This is a genomic window from Streptomyces sp. CRN 30, assembly GCF_034105845.1.
Genome location: NZ_JAVRHI010000441.1, coordinates 1 through 19045 on the forward strand (window position 1 = coordinate 1; position 19045 = coordinate 19045).

Genomic DNA, 19045 nt, shown 5'->3' on the forward strand with positions numbered 1-19045 from the left:
CAACTCGCTGCTGCAGATCCTGGAGGACGGTCGCCTGACCGACTCCCAGGGCCGGGTCGTGGACTTCAAGAACACGGTCATCATCATGACGACCAACCTCGGCACCCGGGACATCTCCAAGGGCTTCAACCTGGGCTTCGCCGCCCAGGGCGACACCAAGTCCAACTACGAGCGCATGAAGAACAAGGTCTCGGACGAGCTGAAGCAGCACTTCCGGCCCGAGTTCCTCAACCGCGTCGACGACGTGGTCGTCTTCCCGCAGCTGTCCCAGGAGGACATCCTGCGGATCGTCGACCTCATGATCGACAAGGTGGACGAGCGCCTCAAGGACCGGGACATGGGCATCGAGCTCTCCCAGTCCGCCAAGGAGCTGCTCTCCAGGAAGGGCTACGACCCGGTGCTGGGCGCGCGTCCGCTGCGCCGCACGATCCAGCGCGAGGTCGAGGACACGCTGTCGGAGAAGATCCTCTTCGGCGAGCTGCGCCCCGGCCACATCGTGGTCGTCGACACGGAGGGCGAGGGCGAGACCCAGACCTTCACCTTCCGCGGCGAGGAGAAGTCGTCCCTGCCGGACGCTCCGCCGATCGAGCAGGCGGCGGGCGGCGCGGGGCCGAACCTGAGCAAGGAGGCGTAAGCCTCACGCGGTGAGAAGAAGGGCCGGTGCGCGAGCACCGGCCCTTCTTCCGTTGCACGCTGTGCGGCTTCCGTCCTACAGGAACCCGGTGCCGCCCGTCCCCGGGTACCGGACACTGACCCGTAGCCGCGGGCACCTCCAGGTCGTCCGAGTCGGTGACCTGACGTAACCGCAGCGACGTCACCCCGGTGACGGGGGCGTACTGCGGCAGCTCGTAGGGTCAGGGCGGTCAGCGACGGGAGCGCGGCCATGGCCGAGACGTCCCGCAGCGCCGAAGAGGACGCGGCGACTTCCAGGGCCTCCAGCGACCGCCCGTGGACGCGCAGGAAGCCGAGGTCCTCCGGGGCGGGCAGCCGGGAGAGCTTGAGGGCCCGCAGCCGGGGCAAGTGGCCGCCGCCAGCTCGGCCGAGGTGAACGGGCCGCTGAGCACCAGCCGCCGGCCGATCGGCAGGCCGGGCAGCAGCTCCAACTGCTCCCGGGTTGCACGGGCGCCGACAGCTCGGGCGGCATCAGGCTCAGCACCTGACGGGCGTACTCCGCGGCGGGGAAGTTGTTCCAGGACTGGCTTCACTGCCAGTGGCTCACAGCTACCTCAAGGTTACCCGTCGGCACTCTCCGTCGTGCCCCGTCGATCGGGACAACTGGCCGCATCGTGGCCTCAGTTAGCGCGCTCCGGCGTAGCCCGCGTCACATTCGCGGGGTTCCCGGACGCCCTCGCCGGTGACATGCCGCACAGGCCATCCACCCCGTACTACGCGGAATAGGAGAGCGGACGAGAGGCGTGAAAAAGGGCTTATCGCCGCGAGTCGGGGGCATCTGCTCGGGGCTGTGACCTGGTTTGTCCTGAATGGGAGTTCTGTCGATGGACATGAGGTTTCGCGTTGAATTACTACGCGGGGTCGTAGGTCACACCTTTGTGCTGGTTCGTCCGGGTGGGTTACCAAGGATGAGCAGCCCACCCGGCGGCGCCCAGCGTGCCGGAGAGGGTTTCCCTTGATCCCGTCCCCATGAGGTTCCGCATGTCCCCGCGCACCACGCCCCGCAACTCCCGTACGACCGTCATCCGCACCCGCGCCGCAGTCCTGGCCGCCGGCCTGGGGGCCTCGGTCGCACTGGGAGCCGGGGTAGCGGTCGCCGCCGACACCACGGCGGCCTCCAGCACCGCCCACGCCGTCGAGGCGCAGGCCGCGGCCCAGGCCAAGGCCGCCACCGCCAAGACCGACGCCAAGAAGGCCGCCGCGAAGAAGGCCGCCTCCTGGGTCGACCCGGTCAAGAAGTACACGCTGAGCGCCAAGTTCAACCAGGCCGGCGGCATGTGGTCCGCCAAGCACAGCGGCCAGGACTTCGCCGTGCCCACCGGCACCGACGTGATGGCCGCGCACGGCGGCACCGTCGTCAAGGCCGGCGGCAACGGCGCCGGTGACGGCCCCGCCTACGGCAACGCCATCGTCATCAAGCACGGCAACGGTACGTACTCCCAGTACGCCCACCTGTCGCGGATCGACGTGAAGATCGGCCAGGTCGTCAAGACCGGCCAGCACATCGCCAAGTCCGGCTCCACCGGTAACTCCAGCGGTCCGCACCTGCACTTCGAGATCCGCACGACCGCCAACTACGGCTCGGCCGTCGACCCGGTCGCCTTCCTGCGCTCGCAGGGCGTGACCGTCTGACCGACGGTTCCCCTCACAAGAGTCCTAGTGCCCCTGGTGGGCCTGGGTGATCAGATCGATCGCGACCTCGAGACTTGCCTTGCGCTTGGCCTCGGGGTCGCCTTCGAGGTCCTGGAGCACGAACATCCCGGCGTGCAGCGTGAACAGCGCGCTGGCGCAGCGCACCTGGTCGGTCAGCTCCGCCTCGGGGTCGACCAGTATGTCCTTCAGGGCCAGGGTGCGCTTCTTGAGCAGTTCGCCGATGCGCAGCTCCCGCACCGTCGCCTGGTTCTCCTGCATGAAGCGGAAGAGCGGGGCGGCACCGGCCAGCGCCGCGCTGTAGCGGCGCACTATCTCCTGCTTCGTCTCCAGCGACCTGGGCTGTTCGAGACCCCACCTGACCAGCTCGTCCATCGGCTGCGAGAGGTCCTCGAAGATGCCGACCAGGATCTCTTCCTTGGTCTTGAAGTGGTAGTAGAGGGCCGCCTTGGTGACCTCCAGGCGCTCGGCGATCTCGCGCAGCGAGGTCTTCTCGTATCCCTGCTCGGCAAAGAGTTCGAGCGCCACGTCCTGGATGCGCTGGCGGGTGTCCCCGCGGCGTCGTTGCTGCTTGGTGCCGTCCATCGTGTCGCCCATCTTTCTACGTCACCCCTGCTCCGCGCAGCTCCGAGAGAACTTACTTGACGCCCGGCTAGTTACGCGGCTACCTTCCCGAGTGTAGTCACTAGCCGGGCGGCAAGTAAGTGCCCGGGTCTCTTGGGGGAGTGGGAGCGATGGCACAGACGGAGCGGGCCGCGGAGGCCGGTAAGCAACCGAGGAGCGTGCGGGTCGTCCTGCTGGCGCTCATGATCGCGATGATGCTCGCGATGCTGGACAACATGATCATCGGCACCGCGATGCCGACGATCGTCGGCGAGCTGGGCGGGCTCGAACACCTCTCGTGGGTGGTGACCGCCTACACCCTCGCCACCGCCGCCTCCACTCCGCTGTGGGGCAAGCTCGGCGACATGTACGGGCGCAAGGGCTCGTTCATGACGTCGATCGTGATCTTCCTGATCGGCTCCGCGCTCAGCGGCATGGCCCAGGACATGGGCCAGCTCATCGGCTTCCGCGCCGTGCAGGGCCTCGGTGCGGGCGGTCTGATGGTCGGCGTCATGGCGATCATCGGCGACCTGATACCGCCCCGGGAGCGCGGCAAGTACCAGGGCATGATGGCCGGCGTCATGGCGCTGGCGATGATCGGCGGACCGCTGGTCGGCGGCACCATCACCGACAACTGGGGCTGGCGCTGGTCCTTCTACATCAACCTGCCGCTCGGCGCGATCGCGCTGGTCGCCATCAGCGCCGTACTGCACCTGCCGAAGAAGCGGGCCGAGTCCCGGATCGACTACCTGGGCGCGGCGCTGCTCACCGTCGGCATCACCTCGATCGTGCTGGTCACCACCTGGGGCGGCACGGAGTACGCCTGGACCTCCGCGCGGATCATGGAGCTGATCGGCATCGGCGTCGCCTCGCTGGTCGGCTTCGTCTTCTGGCAGACCAGGGCCGCCGAGCCGATCATGCCGCTGCACATCTTCCGCAGCCGCAACTTCACGCTGATGTCCCTCATCGGTTTCATCACCGGGTTCGTGATGTTCGGCGCGACGCTGTTCCTGCCGCTCTACCAGCAGTCGGTGCAGGGTGCGTCCGCGACCAACTCCGGACTGCTGCTTCTGCCGATGCTCGGCGCGATGCTCGTCACGTCCATGGTGGCGGGCCGGGTGACCACCAACACCGGCCGGTACAAGATATTTCCCGTCGTCGGCGGCCTGCTGATGACGGTCGGGCTCTACCTGCTCTCCCTGATGGACACCGACACCTCCCGCCTCACCTCCGGTGTCTACATGGCCGTGGTGGGCCTCGGCATGGGCTGCCTGATGCAGATCACCATGCTGGTGGCGCAGAACAGCGTGGAGATGAAGGACATGGGCGTGGCCTCCTCGTCCACCACCCTCTTCCGCACCCTCGGCTCCTCCTTCGGCGTCGCGATCATGGGCGCGCTCTTCAACCACCGGGTGCAGGACGTCATGGCCGAGCGGGCCGGGTCGCTGGGCTCGAAGGTGACCGAGCAGTCCGCGCAGCTCGACGCGGCCAGCCTGGCGAAGCTGCCCGAGATGGCGCGGGAGGCGTACCAGCACGCGGTGTCCGCCGGAACGCACGGCGCGTTTCTGCTCGGCTCCGCCGTGGCGGTCCTCGCGCTGATCGCGGCGGTCTTCGTCAAGGAGGTCCCGCTCAAGGGCACGGGCCCGGCCGCGGCGGACGCCCCGGCGGACGGCCCCGACGAGACGGCGACCGCGAAGGCCCCGGCCGTGGAGACGGTCTGACGACGGGCGGGTGACTCGCCCACGCCCCCGCGCGTGAAAGCCCCCGGGACCGGGTCCTGGGGGCTTTCCCGTGGCCGGGAGAGCCCGGGGCTTCCCCGTGGTCGGGAGAACCCGGAGGGCTTTCACGTGGTAGGGAGAAGGGGGGCTCACGGGCTTGGCCTTGGCAGTCCGTGGTCGAGGGGCGGGGGTTCGTTCGGCAGTCCGTGGCCGAGGGGAGAGGGGGCAAGGGCTCAGCCTTGGCAGTCCGTGATCACAGGGCAGAGAGGCTCGTTCGGCAGCCCGTGGTCGCGAGGGGAGGGGCTTGCTCGGCAGCGGCCCGTGGTCGCGAGGGGGAGGGGCTTGCTCGGTAGTGGCCCGTGATCGGTGGGCATGGGATCGTTCGGCAGCAGCCCGTGGTCGAGTGGGCATGGGCTCAGTCCGGCAGCATCGGATAGCTTCCCGTGTTGGTCGGCGCGTGCTCCGGCAGCCACAGGACCGCCGCCGCGCCCTCGGCGGGGGTGCCGGTGGAGGCGCCGGGCGGCCGTACGTTGCGGAAGGTGAGGCGCGCGCCCATGACGCGGGCCTGCCCGGCCGCGATGGTCAGGCCCAGCCCGTGCCCGCGGCCCGCCCGGTCCGCGCTGCCGGTGCGGAACCGGCTCGGCCCCGCCGCGAGCAGTTCCTCGGGGAAGCCCGGCCCGTGGTCGCGGACCCGCACGACCCGCCCCTCGACGCTGACGACGATCGGCGGCCTGCCGTGCCGCGCGGCGTTGGTGATCAGGTTGAACAGCACTCGTTCGAGGCGGCGCGGATCGGTGGTCACCGCCGACTCCCGCAGCACCCGCACCTCGATGTCCGGCCCCTTGGCCGCCGCCCGGCGGGCGACGAACTCGCCCAGCATGATGTCCTGCAGTTCGGCCCGCTCGGAGGCGCTGTCCAGCCGGGCCACCTCCAGCACGTCCTCCACCAGCGTGCGCATCGCCTTCGCCCGGTCCAGGACCAGTTCCGTCGGCCGCCCCGGCGGCAGCAGCTCGGCGGCGGTCAGCAGCCCCGTCACCGGGGTGCGCAGCTCGTGCGCGATGTCGGCGGTGACCCGCCGCTCCGCCTCCAGCCGCTGCTGCAACGTCTCCGTCATCGCGTCCACGGCCCGCGCGAGGTCGTCCGTCTCGTCCCGTACGACCCCGCCGATGGCGTCCCGCACCCGTACGTCGGTCTCGCCCGCGGCGACCTGGTTGGCGGCGGCGGCCGCCTTGCGCAGCCGGCGCGAGAGCTGCCCGCCGATGAGCACGCCGAGCGCGCTGCCGCCGAGGACGACCGCGATCGAGCCGATGATCAGCGCCTGGTCGAGGTCCTCCAGGATGTCGGAGCTGCGGTCGGTGAACCCGGTGTGCAGCGACATCACGTGCCCGTCCGTGAGCGGCACCGCGGCCCAGATGTCCGTGGCGCCGCCCGGCCGGTCGGAGACGAAGGTCGCGCGCCGCCCGTCCTCGGCCTTGTCACGCAGTTCCGCGGGCAGCTTCGGGTCGTCGATCTGGGCGTTGGGGAAGTTCAGCCGCCCAGACAGCTCGTAGTTGCGCTGGGCGACGAGGACCCGCTCGTCGGCGAGGTCGCGCGCGTTGTCCAGCATCGACACCCGCGCCGCGTTGTGCACGACCAGGCTGAGCACCACGGCGACCAGCGCGCCGACCAGCGCGATGGCCGCGCTGAGTTTCCACCGCAGTCCCGTACGGATGCCCGCGCGCCGCAGCGCCGCGGCGAGAAGTCGCCGGAAGAACCCCCGCATGCGCCCGCCCTCACGCCTTCAGCTTGTAACCGAAGCCGCGGACCGTCTCGATGCGGTCCTGGCCGATCTTCGTCCGCAGCCGCTGTACGTGGACGTCGACGACGCGGGTGTCCCCGCCCCACCCGTAGTCCCACACCCGCTCCAGCAGCCGGTCGCGGGAGAGCACCGTGCCCGGCGCGGTGGAGAACTCAAGGAGCAGCCGCATCTCGGTCGGCGTCAGCGCGACCGGCTGCCCGGCCCGGCGGACCTCCATGCCCTCGGTGTCGACCTCCAGCGCGCCGAAGGTCAGCACCCCGCCCGCGTCGGCGGCGCCCGGGTCGTCCTGGCGGTCGCCGCCCGCGTGGCCGAAGCGCCGCAGCACAGCGCGGATCCGGGCGACCAGCACGGCGGCGTCGAACGGCTTGGTCACGTAGTCGTCGGCGCCGGCCTCCAGGCCCAGCACCACGTCGATGGAGTCGGCCCGCGCCGACAGCATGATGACCGGCACGGTCGACTCGTCGCGGATGCGGCGGCACAGGCTGACGCCGTCGAGGCCCGGGACCATCACGTCGAGGAGCGCGATGTCCGGCCGGTCGGCGCGGAACGCCTCCAGTCCCGACAGGCCGTCGGGCATCGCGGTGACCGCGAAACCGTCCCGCTCCAGGGTGAGCTGGGTGGCCTCGCGGATGACGTCGTCGTCCTCGACGAACAAGACGTGGGTCTGGTCTGACATCCGGCTGCTCTCAGATCTCGGGTCTCGGGTCTCGGGTCTCGGGTGGTGGTCGGTGCGCTCGCGTCGCGGGCCCGGGTCAGCTGTCCGGGGCCGGCGAGGAGCCGCCGCCGACTGCTTTGCTGTAGTCGTTGTGCGTGCGGTACTTCTCCGTGAACCGGCCGTCGGACCAGCGGTAGGTGATCACGTCGTCCCCGGACGGGTTCGAGACGGGATCGCTCTTCTCGTACACCTGCTTGGTCACGACCAGGTCGCCGCGGTCGATCTCCGCGTAGACCGGCGGCTCCTCCGCCTTGAACACGTGCTGGTACCGGCCGTCCTTCTCCCGGTACACGTAGCTGCCCACGCCCACCGCGTCGCCGCAGGTCAGCACGTTGACCACGAGGTCCTCCGCGGAGGACGAGGTCAGATTGCCGTAGCTGACGTCGACGGGGTACTCGTCGGCGACGCACGGCTTCAGCTCCCGTTTGACCTCCGCCGAGACCTGCGGGTCGGACTTGACGAGCTGTACCGCGTCGACGCGGCCCGGTGCCTTCACCGAGGACGCCGCCGACCGGGAGGGCCCGGTGTCGGGGGCGGTCGAGGAGTCGGCGCGCGCCGGTCCCTCGTCGCGGGCGCCGGTGCCACCGGCCGCGCACCCGGACACCAGCACGGCGACGGCGACGGCCCCGGCCACCGCCGGAACCGCCGCCCTGACGTTCACCCGGCCCGCTCGGGGCCCCGGGCCGTCGTTCAGGCCGCGCACCGCTCCCGCTCCTCGTGCTCCAGCGCGCGTGCGTCCGACTCGCGGGCGACCAGCTCCTCGCGGAGCCGGGCGAGCGCCCGGTGCAGCGTGCTCTTGACCGTTCCCGCGGACATGCCGAGGGCGGCGGCCGTCTCCTCCGTGGACATCTGCTCCCAGTGTCGCAGCACGACCACGCTGCGCTGCTTGGGGGCGAGCACCTTCAGTACGTCCATCAGCAGCGCCCGGTCGGCGTGCTGGTCGGCGGCGTCGTCCACGCAGGGCTCCGGGAGCTGCTCGGTCGGCACCTCCTCCAGCTTCCGCGCCCGCCACCACTCGGTCCGCGTGTTGATCATGACCCGGCGCAGATAGGCGTCCGCGAGCCGCTTGTCCTCTATCGTCTCCCAGCGCCCGTACGTCCGTACCAGCGCCGTCTGCAACAGGTCCTGGGCGTCGACCGGGTCCGGGACGAGCCGGCGGGCGCTGCGCAACAGCGCGTCCTGCCGGGTACGGACGTACTCCTCGAACCCCAGCACCTCGCCCTGAGCCTGCGCCATGGTGAACCGCCTCCCGCTCCCCGTCGTCATGCTTCCGTCGTCGTTCCTGAGCCCCAGCGGGCACAGGAACGAAGCTAGGGAAGCGTTGTCACGGGGCTGTGCGGGCAAGGCCGCGACTGGCACTCGGCTGTCCGTCGGTTGTGTAACGGAAATAAGGCCGGGATAAAGGCAAGGGTCGATCGGGTAGGTTTTGCCCGCCTTTGCCGACCCGTAGGGCCGTTACGTAGGACCGTTACGTAGGACCGTTACGGAAGGACGTCTCAGCCCTGCGGCAGCCGGTACCGGCCGTCGGCCAGGGGCTCCACCAGCCCGTCGGCGACCAGACCGTCCAGCGCGCGGGCCCGCTGGATCGGCTCGTGCCACACCCGGTCGAGCGCCGTCTGCGGCACCGGCCCGTGCGCCTCCCGCAGCACGGCGAGGAGCCGGCCGCGCACCTGGCGGTCGGTCCCCGCGTACGTCTGGCCGCGGCGCGGCGGACCGTCGTGCGCGGGCTTGCCCGCCAGCCGCCAGGCGCACTGCGCGGCGATCGGGCAGCGGTGGCACGACTCGTTCTTCGCGGTGCACACCAGCGCGCCCAGCTCCATGGAGGCGGCGGCCCAGCGCGCGGCGGTCGGCTCGTCCGGCGGCAGCAGCTCGCGCGCGAGCCGGCGCTCGGCGGCCGTGGTGGCGTTCGGCGGGTACTGCGCGCCGGTCACGGCCCGCGCGAACACCCGGCGCACATTGGTGTCGAGCACCGCGTGGCGCCGGCCGTAGGCGAAGGAGGCGACGGCCGCGGCCGTGTACTCGCCGATGCCGGGCAGCGCGAGGAGCTGCGCGTGGTCGGACGGTACGTCGCCGCCGTGCCGTTCGGTTATGGCGGCGGCGGCGCCGTGCAGCCGGAGCGCGCGGCGCGGGTAGCCGAGCCGGCCCCAGGCGCGGACGGCCTCGCCCGGGGCCTCCGCGGCGAGGTCGGCGGGGCGCGGCCAGCGCGCGAGCCACTGCTCGTAGACGGGCAGGACGCGGCTGACCGGCGTCTGCTGGAGCATGAACTCGCTGACCATCACGCCCCAGGCACCGGCCTCCGGGCGCCGCCACGGCAGATCGCGGGCGTGCTCGTCGAACCAGTCGATCACAGGGGCGTGCAGGGGCGAGCCGTCGGAGCCGGGCCCGACGGCGGGGGAGGGGACGGCGGAACCGGTGTGCGGGGGCTTCGTGGGAGCAGTCATGACCCGTCGATCCTGCCACGGGAGGGCGCCCCGCCGGGCGCGACGCCACCCGAATCGGCTCGCGTCCGGTCGGAGTCGACGGGTGTGGCGCTACCCGGGTCGGTGCGTGTCCGGTCGGGGGTGTCGGGTGTAGCGCTACCCGGACCGGCCCGCGCCCGGTCGGAGCCGGCGGGTGTGGCGTCCCTTGGATCGGCTTGCGACTGGTCGGAAGTGCCGGGTGTGGCGCTACCCGGACCGGCCCGCGTCCGGTCGGAGTCGGTGGGTGCGACGTCACCCGGACCGGTCCGCGTCCGGTCGGAGTCGGTGGGTGCGACGTCACCCGGACCGGCCCGCGTCCGGTCGGAGCCGGTGGGTGCGGTGCCCCCCGGACCGGTCCGCGTCCGGTCGGATGTGGCGGGCACGACGCGACCTGGACCGGTCCGCGTCCGGTCGGACGGTTGCGACGGAGCGACCGCGCGTGTCTGGCGCGGATACGGGACGCCGCGGCGAAAACTTGCCCTCGTGACGCCTTCGTCCGAAGAGCCAGCCCCGCCCGCGGGGCACGCCGCGCGCAGCGGGGTGCACCCTCCCGGCTTCACCGTCCGCGCCCTCACCGAACAGGGCCGTCTGCTGCTCCAGCGACGCGAACACGCGCTCGTCGGGCTGAGTCCCTTCAACGGGTACTACAAGCCCCGCCAGATCCGCCGCCTGCTGACCTGGTGCCACCAGGTCTTCGCACGCGTCGATGTCTTCGCCCCCGGCTACGAGGCCGCGCACACGCTCACCAGCGCCGGCCTCGAACCCCGGGAGGCCGTCCACCGGGCGCGCCGCGCCACCAGCCAGCTGCGCAACGCCGCGCTGGGCGCGCTGCGCGGCTGCGGCGTGGCCGACGCCGAGGACCGCGTCCACACCTGGACCATGCTGGCCAACCGGCCCGCGTACGCACGGCTGCACGACCAGGTGCGCCGCGACTACCACCACGACCCGGTGATCCGCACCGCCTGCCGGGAGACCGCGCGGGCGGCGCTGCGCACCCACTCCCCGCACGACCCGAGCGAGCGGCAGATCGACGGCGCGGTCAGCTATCCGCTGGCCGAGATCCCGCTGCTGCTGGACAGCCCGGCCATCTTCCGCGTCGACTCCTCGGTCTTCGTCTACCACCGGGAGATGACCTCCTTCACGCCGCTCATCCTGGGCCGGTCCGCCTCGGTGCGGCCCAACGAGAGACAGGGCTACGCGATGCTGATCCCGGACGGACACCCCGGGCAGGACGCGCCGAGCGGGGAGGACGACGCGCCATGAGCCGTGCCGACGACTACACGCTGCCGCTGGCCTACCCGTTCACGCCCACCGGACAGCTCGGCGCGCCGCCGCCCGCGATCGCCTGGGCGCGCAAACACGCGCCGGTCTGCCCGGTGGTCCTGCCCAGCGGCACCCAGGTGTGGATGATCACCAGGAAGGACGACATCAGCGCCGTCTTCACCGACCCGGCCTTCTCCCGGGACCTGGTCCGCCCCGGCTCCCCCCGGTTCGTGGGCGAGGATTTCACCGCCGTGCCGGGCGGCATCTTCAACCTCGACGGCGCCGACCACAGCCGGGTCCAGCAGGTGCTCGCCCCGTACTACACCCGGGCCGCCGCCGCCCGGCACGCCCCGATGATCGCCCGGCACGCCGGGGAACTGCTCGACGCGATGGCGGCGGGCCCCAACCCGGTCGACCTGGTGGAGGCGTACGCGGGTCCGCTGCCGCTGCTGGTGAGCTGCGAGATCCTCGGCGTGCCGGTCCGGCTGCGGGCCGACTACCTCGACGCGTTCCGCACCCAGGCGAGCCTGGACGTCACGGCCGAGGACGTCGCGGAGGCCACCGCGGCGACGATGGACCTGACCGCGCGCATCATCAGCGGCAAACGCGCCGAGCCCGGCGGCCCCGGACCGGTCGGCGCGCTGATCGAGGCGGAGGCGGACGGCCGGATCAGCGAAGAGGAACTGCACGGCACGGTCTGCTACCTGCTGGTCACCGGCTCCGAGCCGCTCGTGCCCCCGCTGTCGACGGGCCCCGTCACGCTCATGTGCCACCGCAACCAGCTCCAGGAGTGCGTCGACGACGAGACGCTCTGGCCCGCCGCCGTGGAGGAGGTACTGCGCTACCACCACAACGGCATCCTCGGACTGCCCCGGGTGGCCCTGGAGGACGTGACCCTGCACGGCGTGCGCATCCGGCGCGGCGACGGGGTGTGCGCGCCGATGCTGGGAGCGACCTGGGACCCCCGGCACTACCACAACCCGGAGAAGTTCAACATTCACCGCAAGGAGGACGCCAACGCCACCTTCGGCGCGGGCCCGCACTACTGCCTCGGCTCGGCCCTCGCCCGGGTCTTCCTCGTCCAGGCCTACACCGCGCTCTTCCGCCGTTTCCCCGGGCTGTTCCTGGCCGTCTCCGAAGAGGACCTGCCGTGGCAGGACGGCCTGGTGCTGTGCCGCCCGGCGAAGGTGCCCGTCTGCTGGTGACGCGGTTTCGCACCCGGCAGGAGGGCCGTCCGCCGGGTGCCGGGCGCGGCGGACGGGCCGCTACCCGCCGACGCCGGGCGTGAGTCCGGCCAGGCGCGGTACGAGGTCGCCGGGCCCCGGCATCGCGGCGATCTCCGTCCGCACCCGGGCGCAGGCGCGGCCGATGTCCGGGTCGTCGAGCGTCCTGTCGAGCGCCTCCCGCACCTCCTGCGCCGCGGGCCGGGTGCGCGCGAGGGCGACGCCGATCCCCGCCCGGTGCACGGCGTCGGCGTTGAGCGGCTGATCGGCCACCTGCGGCAGGACGATCTGCGGAACGCCCTGGGCGCAGGCGGTGAAGGTGGTCCCCGACCCGCCGTGGTGGATCAGGGCCGCGCAGCCCGGCAGCAGCGCGCTCAGCGGCACCCACCCGACCCGCCGGACACCGGCGGGCGCCGGACCGGGACCGGTGGCCGAACCGGTGGCGAGGACGACCTCGACGCCGGTGGGCGCCAGCGCGGCCAGTACGGCCTCCAGGGTCCGGTCCATACCGGACTCGGGAAGCACCGACCCCCAGGTGACGCAGACCCGCGGGCGGGCCGGCCGCGGCTGGAGCCAGTCGGGCAGGAGGCCGCCGCCGTTGCACGCCACGAACCGCAGGGGCCAGCTGTCCGGTGCGGCGTCCGGCGGCCGCAGACTGGGCGGGCACACGTCGAGCACCGCGGCCGGCGGGGCCGGCCGGCGCTCGTGCATCGCGCCGAAGTCGGGGTGCGGCAGCCCGATCCCGACCTGCACGCACGGAAGGCCCGCACGGGCGGCGGCGAGCTGCCCGGCGCAGAGGAACGTGGTGTACAGCACGAGATCGGCACGCCACTCCCGCAGCACCCGGGTGGTCCGCTCGACCGTGCAGGAGGCCAGGAACAGCAGCAGTTCGTCGGTGTCGCCCGGCACCTCGCCCTGCCCGGTGAACCGCCCCCACGCCGACGCGAGTTCGTGCTCATCGGGCCGGGCGTCCATCTCCCGTACCGCCAGCCGCTGGTAGGCGGCGTACGCCGCGCCGTCGCCCGACACCTCCACGGCGGCGAACCCGAGGTGCTGTGCCATGGCGAGGCTGGGTCCGGTGGTGGCGACGAGGACCTGGTGACCGGCCGACAGAGCGGCCCACGCGACCGGCACGGCGGGCAGCAGATGCCCGAGTCCGGGGGCGGTTGCGACGACGACGCGCACGTCGCCTCCTCACGGGAGAGTGGCGGGTCACCGGACCGTAGCGCGGGTCTCCCCTTCCGCCCCGTAAGCGCCCCGACGCACGGCGTTGCCGCCCGCATTTGCCGCCGTCATGGGATGGTGCGACTTTGGTAGGGACGGGTTACCAGCCGGGTCAACAGCCGGCTCTCATCGCACCGCCGGTCATCGGACAAGGAGCGGTCACAGGGGGCACTCACAGGGGGCACTTTCTGAACGCGTCAGCGTGAGGAGCGCTCATGCAGCCGTCGATCCCCACTGCCCGGAACCTCCCCTCGCTCACCGGCCTCCGGTTCGCCGCGGCCTTCGGGGTCTGGCTCTCGCACGCGGCGTTCCTCCACCCCGCCGTCTGGGGGCCGGTCCTGCCGCTGCTCATCCAGCTCGGCCCGGCCGGAGTGTCGCTGTTCTTCGTGCTCAGCGGCTTCGTACTGACCCGCTCGGCCCGGCCCGACGACACCGCGCGGGCCTTCTGGCGCCGCCGGGCGGTGAAGATATACCCCTCCCACCTCACGGCGTGGGCGGCGGTCACGGCGCTCACCGTCGCGGCGGGCACGGTCGGCGCGCTCTCCGTGGCGGACTTCCTGCCGGGGCTCGTACTGGTGCAGACCTGGGCGCCTGCCGCCGGCCCACTGATGGCCGGCAACATCATCGCCTGGTCGCTCTGTTGCGAGGTCTTCTTCTACGTTCTCTTCCCCCTCCTGCTGCGACTGGTGAACCGCGTCCCCGAACGCCGCCTCACCGCGGCCGTCGTCGTCGTCGCGGGTCTGGTGTGGGCCTGCCCCGCCCTCTCCTACGTCTTCACGGGGCCGCGGCTGACGGGCTTCCCGCTCGATCTGCCGTTCACGCAGGTGTGGTTCGCCTACTTCTTCCCGCCGTGCCGGCTGCCGGAGTTCGTCCTCGGGATGCTGCTCGCCGCCCAACTCCGCTCCGGCGCGCGGCCACGCCGGTCGGGGGTGTGCGCGGCGGCGGCGCTGCTTCTGGGCGCCCTGGTGGTCGGCGCCCGGTTCCTCCCCGTCGCCTGCTCCTTCGCCGCCACCGGGGTCATCGCGACGGCGCTGCTGGTCCGCGCGACGGCCGCCTCGGACCTGCGCGGCAGCCGCTGCGTGCTGCGGTCGCGCACCATGGTGTTCCTCGGGGAGATCTCCTACGCGTTCTACCTCACGCACACGTGCGCGCTGCTCGCGGTGGACCAGGGGGCGCGGTTCGTCGGGCACGAACGGTCCGTACCGCTGATCATGGCCTGCGGGCTGGCCGCCTCGATCCTGCTCGCCTGGCTGCTGCACAGCACCGTGGAGGAGCCCTGCATGCGCCGCTTCGCGAAACCGGGCGCGTACCGCGGGCGGCACCTGGAACCCGCCCCGGCCGCGGCACCGGCCCCGGTAGCAGCACCGGCCACTGCCCCGGTAGCAGCCCCCGCGCCCGCCCCCGCCCCTGCCCCTGAACAATCCGATGATCAGAAAAAGTTGATGCCCTGAACGGCGGGTGAGGCAGGGGAACGTACGGATCTCTCGTACAGTTTCCGCCGTGGGATCTCTGCGCAATCCGGTCGGGCCGCTTCCCTCCTCCATCTACTGGCGTCGGAGGGCCGTACTGCTGTCCGTCGTCGCCCTGTTGGCGCTCCTGGTCATCTGGATCGTGACCATGGGCGGCGGGGGTGGCGGCGGTGGCCACGACGACGGTGCCGACGGCAAGAATCCCGCTCCCTCGATCACACCGGGACCTTCGGGTTCGGGCCCCGCGATCAGCCAGGCGCCGGGCGGACGCGACGAGTCGGGCGACGAGGAGTCCGGCGGGTCCGGGTCCGGGTCGGGGGACGGCGACGGCTCGGGTTCCGGAGCGGGGGCCGGCAACGGCTCCGGTTCGGGCTCGGGCTCGGGTTCGGGTGAGGCCGGGGGTTCCGGTGACGCGGGCGGCGGCGGTTCCGCTGCCGGTGTCGGCTCCGGCGACGCGCTCCCCGCCGGTACGTCCCTCCCCGACTGCACCGCCGGAGCGGTGGAGTTGAGCCTGCGCAGCGTCCGCAACTCCTACGAGCCCGGTCAGACGCCGACCTTCCGGCTCACCGCGCGCAACAGCTCGGACAGCGACTGCAAGGTCGATCTCGGTCCGAAGAACTCCGTGGTGACGATCACCGAGGCCGACGGCGACGACGCGTTCTGGGCCTCCGACGACTGCCCGAAGGGCGCCACCAGCCTGCGGTACCGGGTACCGGCCGGCAGCGCCATCACCTACACCGTGAAGTGGGACCGCAAGCCGAGCGCCCCGGAGTGCGCCACCCCGAAGGCGGGAACGGCCAAGGCGGGCACATACCTGGTCCAGGCGGAGACCCCGGGCTTCACGAAGACCCAGACGTCCTTCGTCCTGAAGAGCGCCTGAACGACACCCCGAGCCGAACCGCCCCACAAGGGGCGCGGGGAACTGCGCGACCAGCCACGACGCACCCGCACCCGACCGCAGGCACCCGCGCCCGCACCCGACCGCAGGCACCCGCGCCCGCACCCGACCACAGGCACCCGCGCCCGCACCCGACCCGGCGCAGGACCTACACGTACCGCTCCAGAATGGAGCTTTCCGCGAGCCGGGAAAGACCCTCCCGCACACTACGGGCCCTGGCCTCCCCCACCCCGTCCACGGTCTGCAGATCGTCGACACTCGCGGCGAGCAGCTTCTGCAACCCCCCGAAGTGGTCCACCAGCCGGTCGATGATCGCCCCCGGCAGCCGCGGCACCTTGGCCAGCAGCCGGAACCCGCGCGGCGACACCGCCGAGTCGAGGGTCTCCGGCGACCCGACATACCCCAGCGCCCGCGCCACGGTGGGCAGTTCGAGCAGCTCGGCATGGCTGAGCTTGTCCAGCTCGGCCAGCGCCTCGTCGACCGTACGGGAGCGCTTGGCGGTGGGCTCGGGCACGTAGTCCCGTACCACCAGCTCCCGTTCGGGCTCGACGCCGGCGATCAGTTCGTCGAGCTGGAGCGCGAGGAGCCGCCCGTCGGTGCCCAGCTCCACCACGTACTCGGCGATCTCGTTGGCGATCAGCCGCACCATCTCCAGCCGCTGCGAGACCGCGGAGACGTCCCGGACGGTGACCAGGTCCTCGATCTCCAGCGCGGAGAGCGTGCCGGCGACCTCGTCGAGCCGGAGCTTGTACCGCTCCAGGGTGGCCAGCGCCTGGTTGGCGCGGGACAGGATCGCCGCCGAGTCCTCCAGGACCCGGCGCTGCCCGTCCACGTACAGGGCGATCAGCCGCATCGACTGGGAGACGGAGACGACGGGGAAGCCGACCTGCCGGCTGACCCGGTCCGCGGTGCGGTGCCGGGTGCCGGTCTCCTCCGTGGGGATGGTGGGGTCGGGCAGCAGCTGCACGCCCGCCCGCAGGATCTTCGACAGGTCCGAGGAGAGCACGATGCCGCCGTCGAGCTTGCACAGCTCGCGCAGCCGGGTCGCCGTGAACTCGACGTCCAGCACGAATCCGCCCGTGCACATCGACTCCACCGTCTTGTCGGAGCCCAGCACGATGAGGCCGCCGGTGTTGCCGCGGAGGACCCTCTCCAGGCCGTCCCGCAGGCCCGTGCCGGGTGCCACGGCGCTCAGCGAGGCGCGCATCAGGCCATCGGAACCGGCACTCCCACCGGACTTTCCGGGAGCCGCCGCCCGGTCGTTGGCTGCCACTGCACTCCTCCGGTCGCAGGTTCTGGGGCGCCCCCGTTTCGCGCACTCGGTTCGTACGGACGGGCGAGACCAGGGCAAAGTCTACCGGCGCTCCTCCGTCTCCCGTGGGGCCTCTCGACGACGGGAGCGCGGAAGGACCCGCAGGGCGTCCCCCATGTCCGCGACTTCCAGGACCTTCATACCGGCCGGGACCTTACCCGGATCGCCCGGTACCAGCGCGTGCGTGAAGCCCAGGCGGTGCGCCTCCGCCAGTCTGCGCTGCACACCCGTGACCCGTCTCACCTCGCCGGCGAGACCCACTTCCCCGATCGCCACCAGGTTCTTGGGCAGCGGAGTGTCGCTGGCCGCGCTGGCCAGCGCGAGGGCGACGGCCAGGTCGGCGGCGGGCTCGGACAGCTTCACGCCGCCGACCGTCGCGGAGTAGATGTCCCGCTTGCCCAGCGCGGTGATGCGCCCGCGCTGCTCCAGGACGGCCAGCATCATCGACACCCGGGACGTCTCCAGCCCGGACGTCGTGCGCCGGGGGGAGGGGATCTGCGAGTCGACGGTGAGCGCCTGCACCTCGGCGACGAGCGGGCGGCGGCCCTCCAGGGTGACGGTCAGGCAGGTGCCGGGGACCGGCTCCGCGCGACGGGTCAGGAACAGGCCGCTGGGATCGGCGAGGCCGGTGATGCCCTCGTCGTGCAGTTCGAAGCAGCCGACCTCGTCGGTGGTGCCGTAGCGGTTCTTGACGCCCCGGACCAGGCGCAGGCGCGCGTGCCGGTCGCCCTCGAAGCTCAGGACGACGTCCACGAGGTGCTCCAGCAGACGTGGGCCCGCGATCGCGCCGTCCTTGGTGACGTGGCCGACGAGCAGCGTGGACATGCCGCGCTCCTTGGAGGCGCGGATCAGGGCGCCGGCCACCTCGCGGACCTGCGCCATGCCGCCGGGGGCGCCGTCGATCTCCGGGGAGGCCACCGTCTGCACCGAGTCCAGGATCAGCAGGGACGGCTTGACCGCGTCGAGGTGGCCGAGGACGGCGGCCAGGTCGGTCTCGGCGGCGAGGTACAGGTGGTCGGCGAGGGCGCCGATGCGGTCGGCGCGCAGCCGGACCTGGCTCGCCGACTCCTCACCGGTCACGTACAGCGTCTTGTGCTCCTCGCTCGCCGACTTGGCGGCCACGTCCAGCAGGAGTGTGGACTTGCCGACGCCGGGCTCACCCGCGAGCAGCACCACCGCGCCGGGTACGAGTCCGCCGCCGAGGACCCGGTCCAGCTCGGGCACGCCGGTGGTCCTGGCGGTCGCCCGACGGCCGTCGACCTGGCCGATGGGCAGCGCGGAGCTGGTGACCCGGCCCGGCGCCGTCGTGCGGACCGCGGGCGCGCCGTACTCCTCGACCGTCCCCCAGGCCTGGCACTCGGGGCAGCGGCCGAGCCACTTGGCCGTCTGCCAGCCGCACTCGGTGCAGCGGTAGGACGGACGGTCCTTGGTGGTCTTCGTACGGGCAGCCATGCGGAAAACCGTAACCGCACCCACTGACAACCGTCCCCCACCCACCGCGTGACGACCGCCCGCCCACCGCGTGACGACCGCCCGCCCATCGCAAGATCCCTGCCATCCGCCATAACCTGCCGAGGGCGGAATGAAGGGTTCCTGTCCTCTATTGAGGGATCGTTTCACCCGTACGGATTAAAACTGTCCAACGCGCCAGTTCGCGCCACCCATGGCCCCCTACGGTCACCGGATGAGCAGCAGCAGTCCGCAGACCACGGCCCGCACGACCGGCGCACACCGGGCGCACCGGGAAGAGCGTGACCGCACCGCGGCGCGCACGGTGGCGCAGCGACCGCCCTCGCCGTACGAGCCGTACCTGGACGGGCTGTTCACCTACTGCCTGTCCGTCCTCTGCGACCACGACACGGCGACCGCCGCCCTCGGCGACGTCGTCGACCTCGCCGAGCGCCGTGGTCACCGCGCCCCCCGGACCGCCGCCGACCTGAGGGCCTGGCTGTACGCGCTGGCCCGCTGGTCCTGCCTGCGCCGGCTCGCGGAGGACCGGCGGAGACACCAGGCCGGCCACGCCGCGGGCCGCCCCGCCGCC

General features: G+C 72.2%; 16 protein-coding genes and 1 pseudogene. 8 read left to right on the forward strand and 9 right to left on the reverse strand.

The annotated features are described in order from the left end of the window. A partial coding sequence (locus UW392_RS49055; RefSeq protein WP_320781885.1) for an AAA family ATPase occupies positions 1–634 on the forward strand: 634 nt, incomplete at its 5' end. Positions 635–1653: 1019 nt separating this feature from the next. After that, the gene (locus tag UW392_RS49060; protein ID WP_320781886.1) at positions 1654–2304 is read left to right on the forward strand and encodes a M23 family metallopeptidase; all 651 of its coding nucleotides are present in this window, start codon (positions 1654–1656) and stop codon (positions 2302–2304) included. A 24-nt stretch (positions 2305–2328) separates the two neighbouring features. On the opposite strand, the gene UW392_RS49065 is transcribed toward UW392_RS49060, so the two are convergent. Further along, on the reverse strand, positions 2329–2919 hold the full coding sequence (locus tag UW392_RS49065; protein WP_320781887.1) for a helix-turn-helix domain-containing protein: 591 nt from the start codon (positions 2917–2919) through the stop codon (positions 2329–2331). A gap of 137 nt (positions 2920–3056) precedes the next feature. Between UW392_RS49065 and UW392_RS49070 the strand changes: the two genes are divergently transcribed. Further along, positions 3057–4646 (forward strand): MDR family MFS transporter, encoded by a 1590-nt coding sequence (locus UW392_RS49070; RefSeq protein WP_320781888.1) that lies wholly within the window; start codon positions 3057–3059, stop codon positions 4644–4646. A 412-nt stretch (positions 4647–5058) separates the two neighbouring features. On the opposite strand, the gene cseC is transcribed toward UW392_RS49070, so the two are convergent. The 5 genes from cseC to UW392_RS49095 all read right to left on the reverse strand — a co-directional run bounded on the left by cseC (position 5059) and on the right by UW392_RS49095 (position 9597). Beyond that, entirely contained in the window at positions 5059–6405 is a 1347-nt protein-coding gene (cseC, locus tag UW392_RS49075; protein ID WP_320781889.1) for a two-component system sensor histidine kinase CseC, read from the reverse strand. 10 nt (positions 6406–6415) lie between these two features. Further along, a complete protein-coding gene (cseB, locus tag UW392_RS49080) occupies positions 6416–7117 on the reverse strand; it encodes a two-component system response regulator CseB (RefSeq protein WP_320781890.1) in 702 nt (233 codons plus the stop codon). 76 nt (positions 7118–7193) lie between these two features. Next, positions 7194–7859, reverse strand: coding sequence for a hypothetical protein (locus UW392_RS49085; protein ID WP_414497533.1), 666 nt, complete (start codon positions 7857–7859; stop codon positions 7194–7196). After that, a complete protein-coding gene (locus tag UW392_RS49090) occupies positions 7847–8392 on the reverse strand; it encodes a SigE family RNA polymerase sigma factor (RefSeq protein WP_320781891.1) in 546 nt (181 codons plus the stop codon). Before UW392_RS49090 ends, UW392_RS49085 begins: the two co-directional genes overlap by 13 nt. Before the next feature lie 260 nt (positions 8393–8652). Continuing rightward, on the reverse strand, positions 8653–9597 hold the full coding sequence (locus tag UW392_RS49095; RefSeq protein ID WP_320781892.1) for an A/G-specific adenine glycosylase: 945 nt from the start codon (positions 9595–9597) through the stop codon (positions 8653–8655). Between the two features lie 501 nt (positions 9598–10098). On the opposite strand from UW392_RS49095, the gene UW392_RS49100 reads away from it, so the two are divergent. Both UW392_RS49100 and UW392_RS49105 read left to right on the forward strand, forming a co-directional pair. Continuing rightward, entirely contained in the window at positions 10099–10878 is a 780-nt protein-coding gene (locus UW392_RS49100; RefSeq protein ID WP_320781893.1) for a tRNA-dependent cyclodipeptide synthase, read from the forward strand. Beyond that, on the forward strand, positions 10875–12083 hold the full coding sequence (locus UW392_RS49105) for a cytochrome P450 (protein ID WP_320781894.1): 1209 nt from the start codon (positions 10875–10877) through the stop codon (positions 12081–12083). Before UW392_RS49100 ends, UW392_RS49105 begins: the two co-directional genes overlap by 4 nt. 60 nt (positions 12084–12143) lie before the next feature. Here UW392_RS49105 and UW392_RS49110 read toward each other — a convergent pair whose 3' ends face one another. Next, positions 12144–13286, reverse strand: a complete 1143-nt coding sequence (locus UW392_RS49110) for a nucleotide disphospho-sugar-binding domain-containing protein (protein WP_320781895.1) — start codon at positions 13284–13286, stop codon at positions 12144–12146. A gap of 254 nt (positions 13287–13540) precedes the next feature. Here UW392_RS49110 and UW392_RS49115 point away from each other — a divergent pair, with 254 nt between their 5' ends. Together UW392_RS49115 and UW392_RS49120 are read left to right on the forward strand one after the other, a co-directional pair. Beyond that, positions 13541–14776 (forward strand): acyltransferase, encoded by a 1236-nt coding sequence (locus UW392_RS49115; protein WP_320781896.1) that lies wholly within the window; start codon positions 13541–13543, stop codon positions 14774–14776. 49 nt (positions 14777–14825) lie between these two features. Then, on the forward strand, positions 14826–15674 hold the full coding sequence (locus UW392_RS49120) for a hypothetical protein (protein ID WP_320781897.1): 849 nt from the start codon (positions 14826–14828) through the stop codon (positions 15672–15674). Between the two features lie 166 nt (positions 15675–15840). Here the strand turns inward: UW392_RS49120 and disA are convergent, their stop codons facing one another. Next, a complete protein-coding gene (disA, locus tag UW392_RS49125; protein ID WP_320781898.1) occupies positions 15841–16965 on the reverse strand; it encodes a DNA integrity scanning diadenylate cyclase DisA in 1125 nt (374 codons plus the stop codon). Between the two features lie 81 nt (positions 16966–17046). Continuing rightward, the gene (gene radA, locus UW392_RS49130) at positions 17047–18456 is read right to left on the reverse strand and encodes a DNA repair protein RadA (protein WP_320781899.1); all 1410 of its coding nucleotides are present in this window, start codon (positions 18454–18456) and stop codon (positions 17047–17049) included. A gap of 232 nt (positions 18457–18688) precedes the next feature. Between radA and UW392_RS49135 the strand changes: the two are divergent. Further along, positions 18689–19045: pseudogene (locus UW392_RS49135) on the forward strand (hypothetical protein); the annotation flags it as partial.

Bases quoted from the DNA above. Each gene is read 5' to 3' on its own strand.
- UW392_RS49065 (WP_320781887.1), bottom strand. From the start codon at position 2,919: ATGGGCGACACGATGGACGGCACCAAGCAGCAACGACGCCGCGGGGAC.
- UW392_RS49105 (WP_320781894.1), top strand. From the start codon at position 10,875: ATGAGCCGTGCCGACGACTACACGCTGCCGCTGGCCTACCCGTTCACG.
- UW392_RS49115 (WP_320781896.1), top strand. From the start codon at position 13,541: ATGCAGCCGTCGATCCCCACTGCCCGGAACCTCCCCTCGCTCACCGGC.
- cseC (WP_320781889.1), bottom strand. From the start codon at position 6,405: ATGCGGGGGTTCTTCCGGCGACTTCTCGCCGCGGCGCTGCGGCGCGCG.
- radA (WP_320781899.1), bottom strand. From the start codon at position 18,456: ATGGCTGCCCGTACGAAGACCACCAAGGACCGTCCGTCCTACCGCTGC.
- UW392_RS49095 (WP_320781892.1), bottom strand. From the start codon at position 9,597: ATGACTGCTCCCACGAAGCCCCCGCACACCGGTTCCGCCGTCCCCTCC.
- UW392_RS49090 (WP_320781891.1), bottom strand. From the start codon at position 8,392: ATGGCGCAGGCTCAGGGCGAGGTGCTGGGGTTCGAGGAGTACGTCCGT.
- UW392_RS49070 (WP_320781888.1), top strand. From the start codon at position 3,057: ATGGCACAGACGGAGCGGGCCGCGGAGGCCGGTAAGCAACCGAGGAGC.
- cseB (WP_320781890.1), bottom strand. From the start codon at position 7,117: ATGTCAGACCAGACCCACGTCTTGTTCGTCGAGGACGACGACGTCATC.
- UW392_RS49060 (WP_320781886.1), top strand. From the start codon at position 1,654: ATGTCCCCGCGCACCACGCCCCGCAACTCCCGTACGACCGTCATCCGC.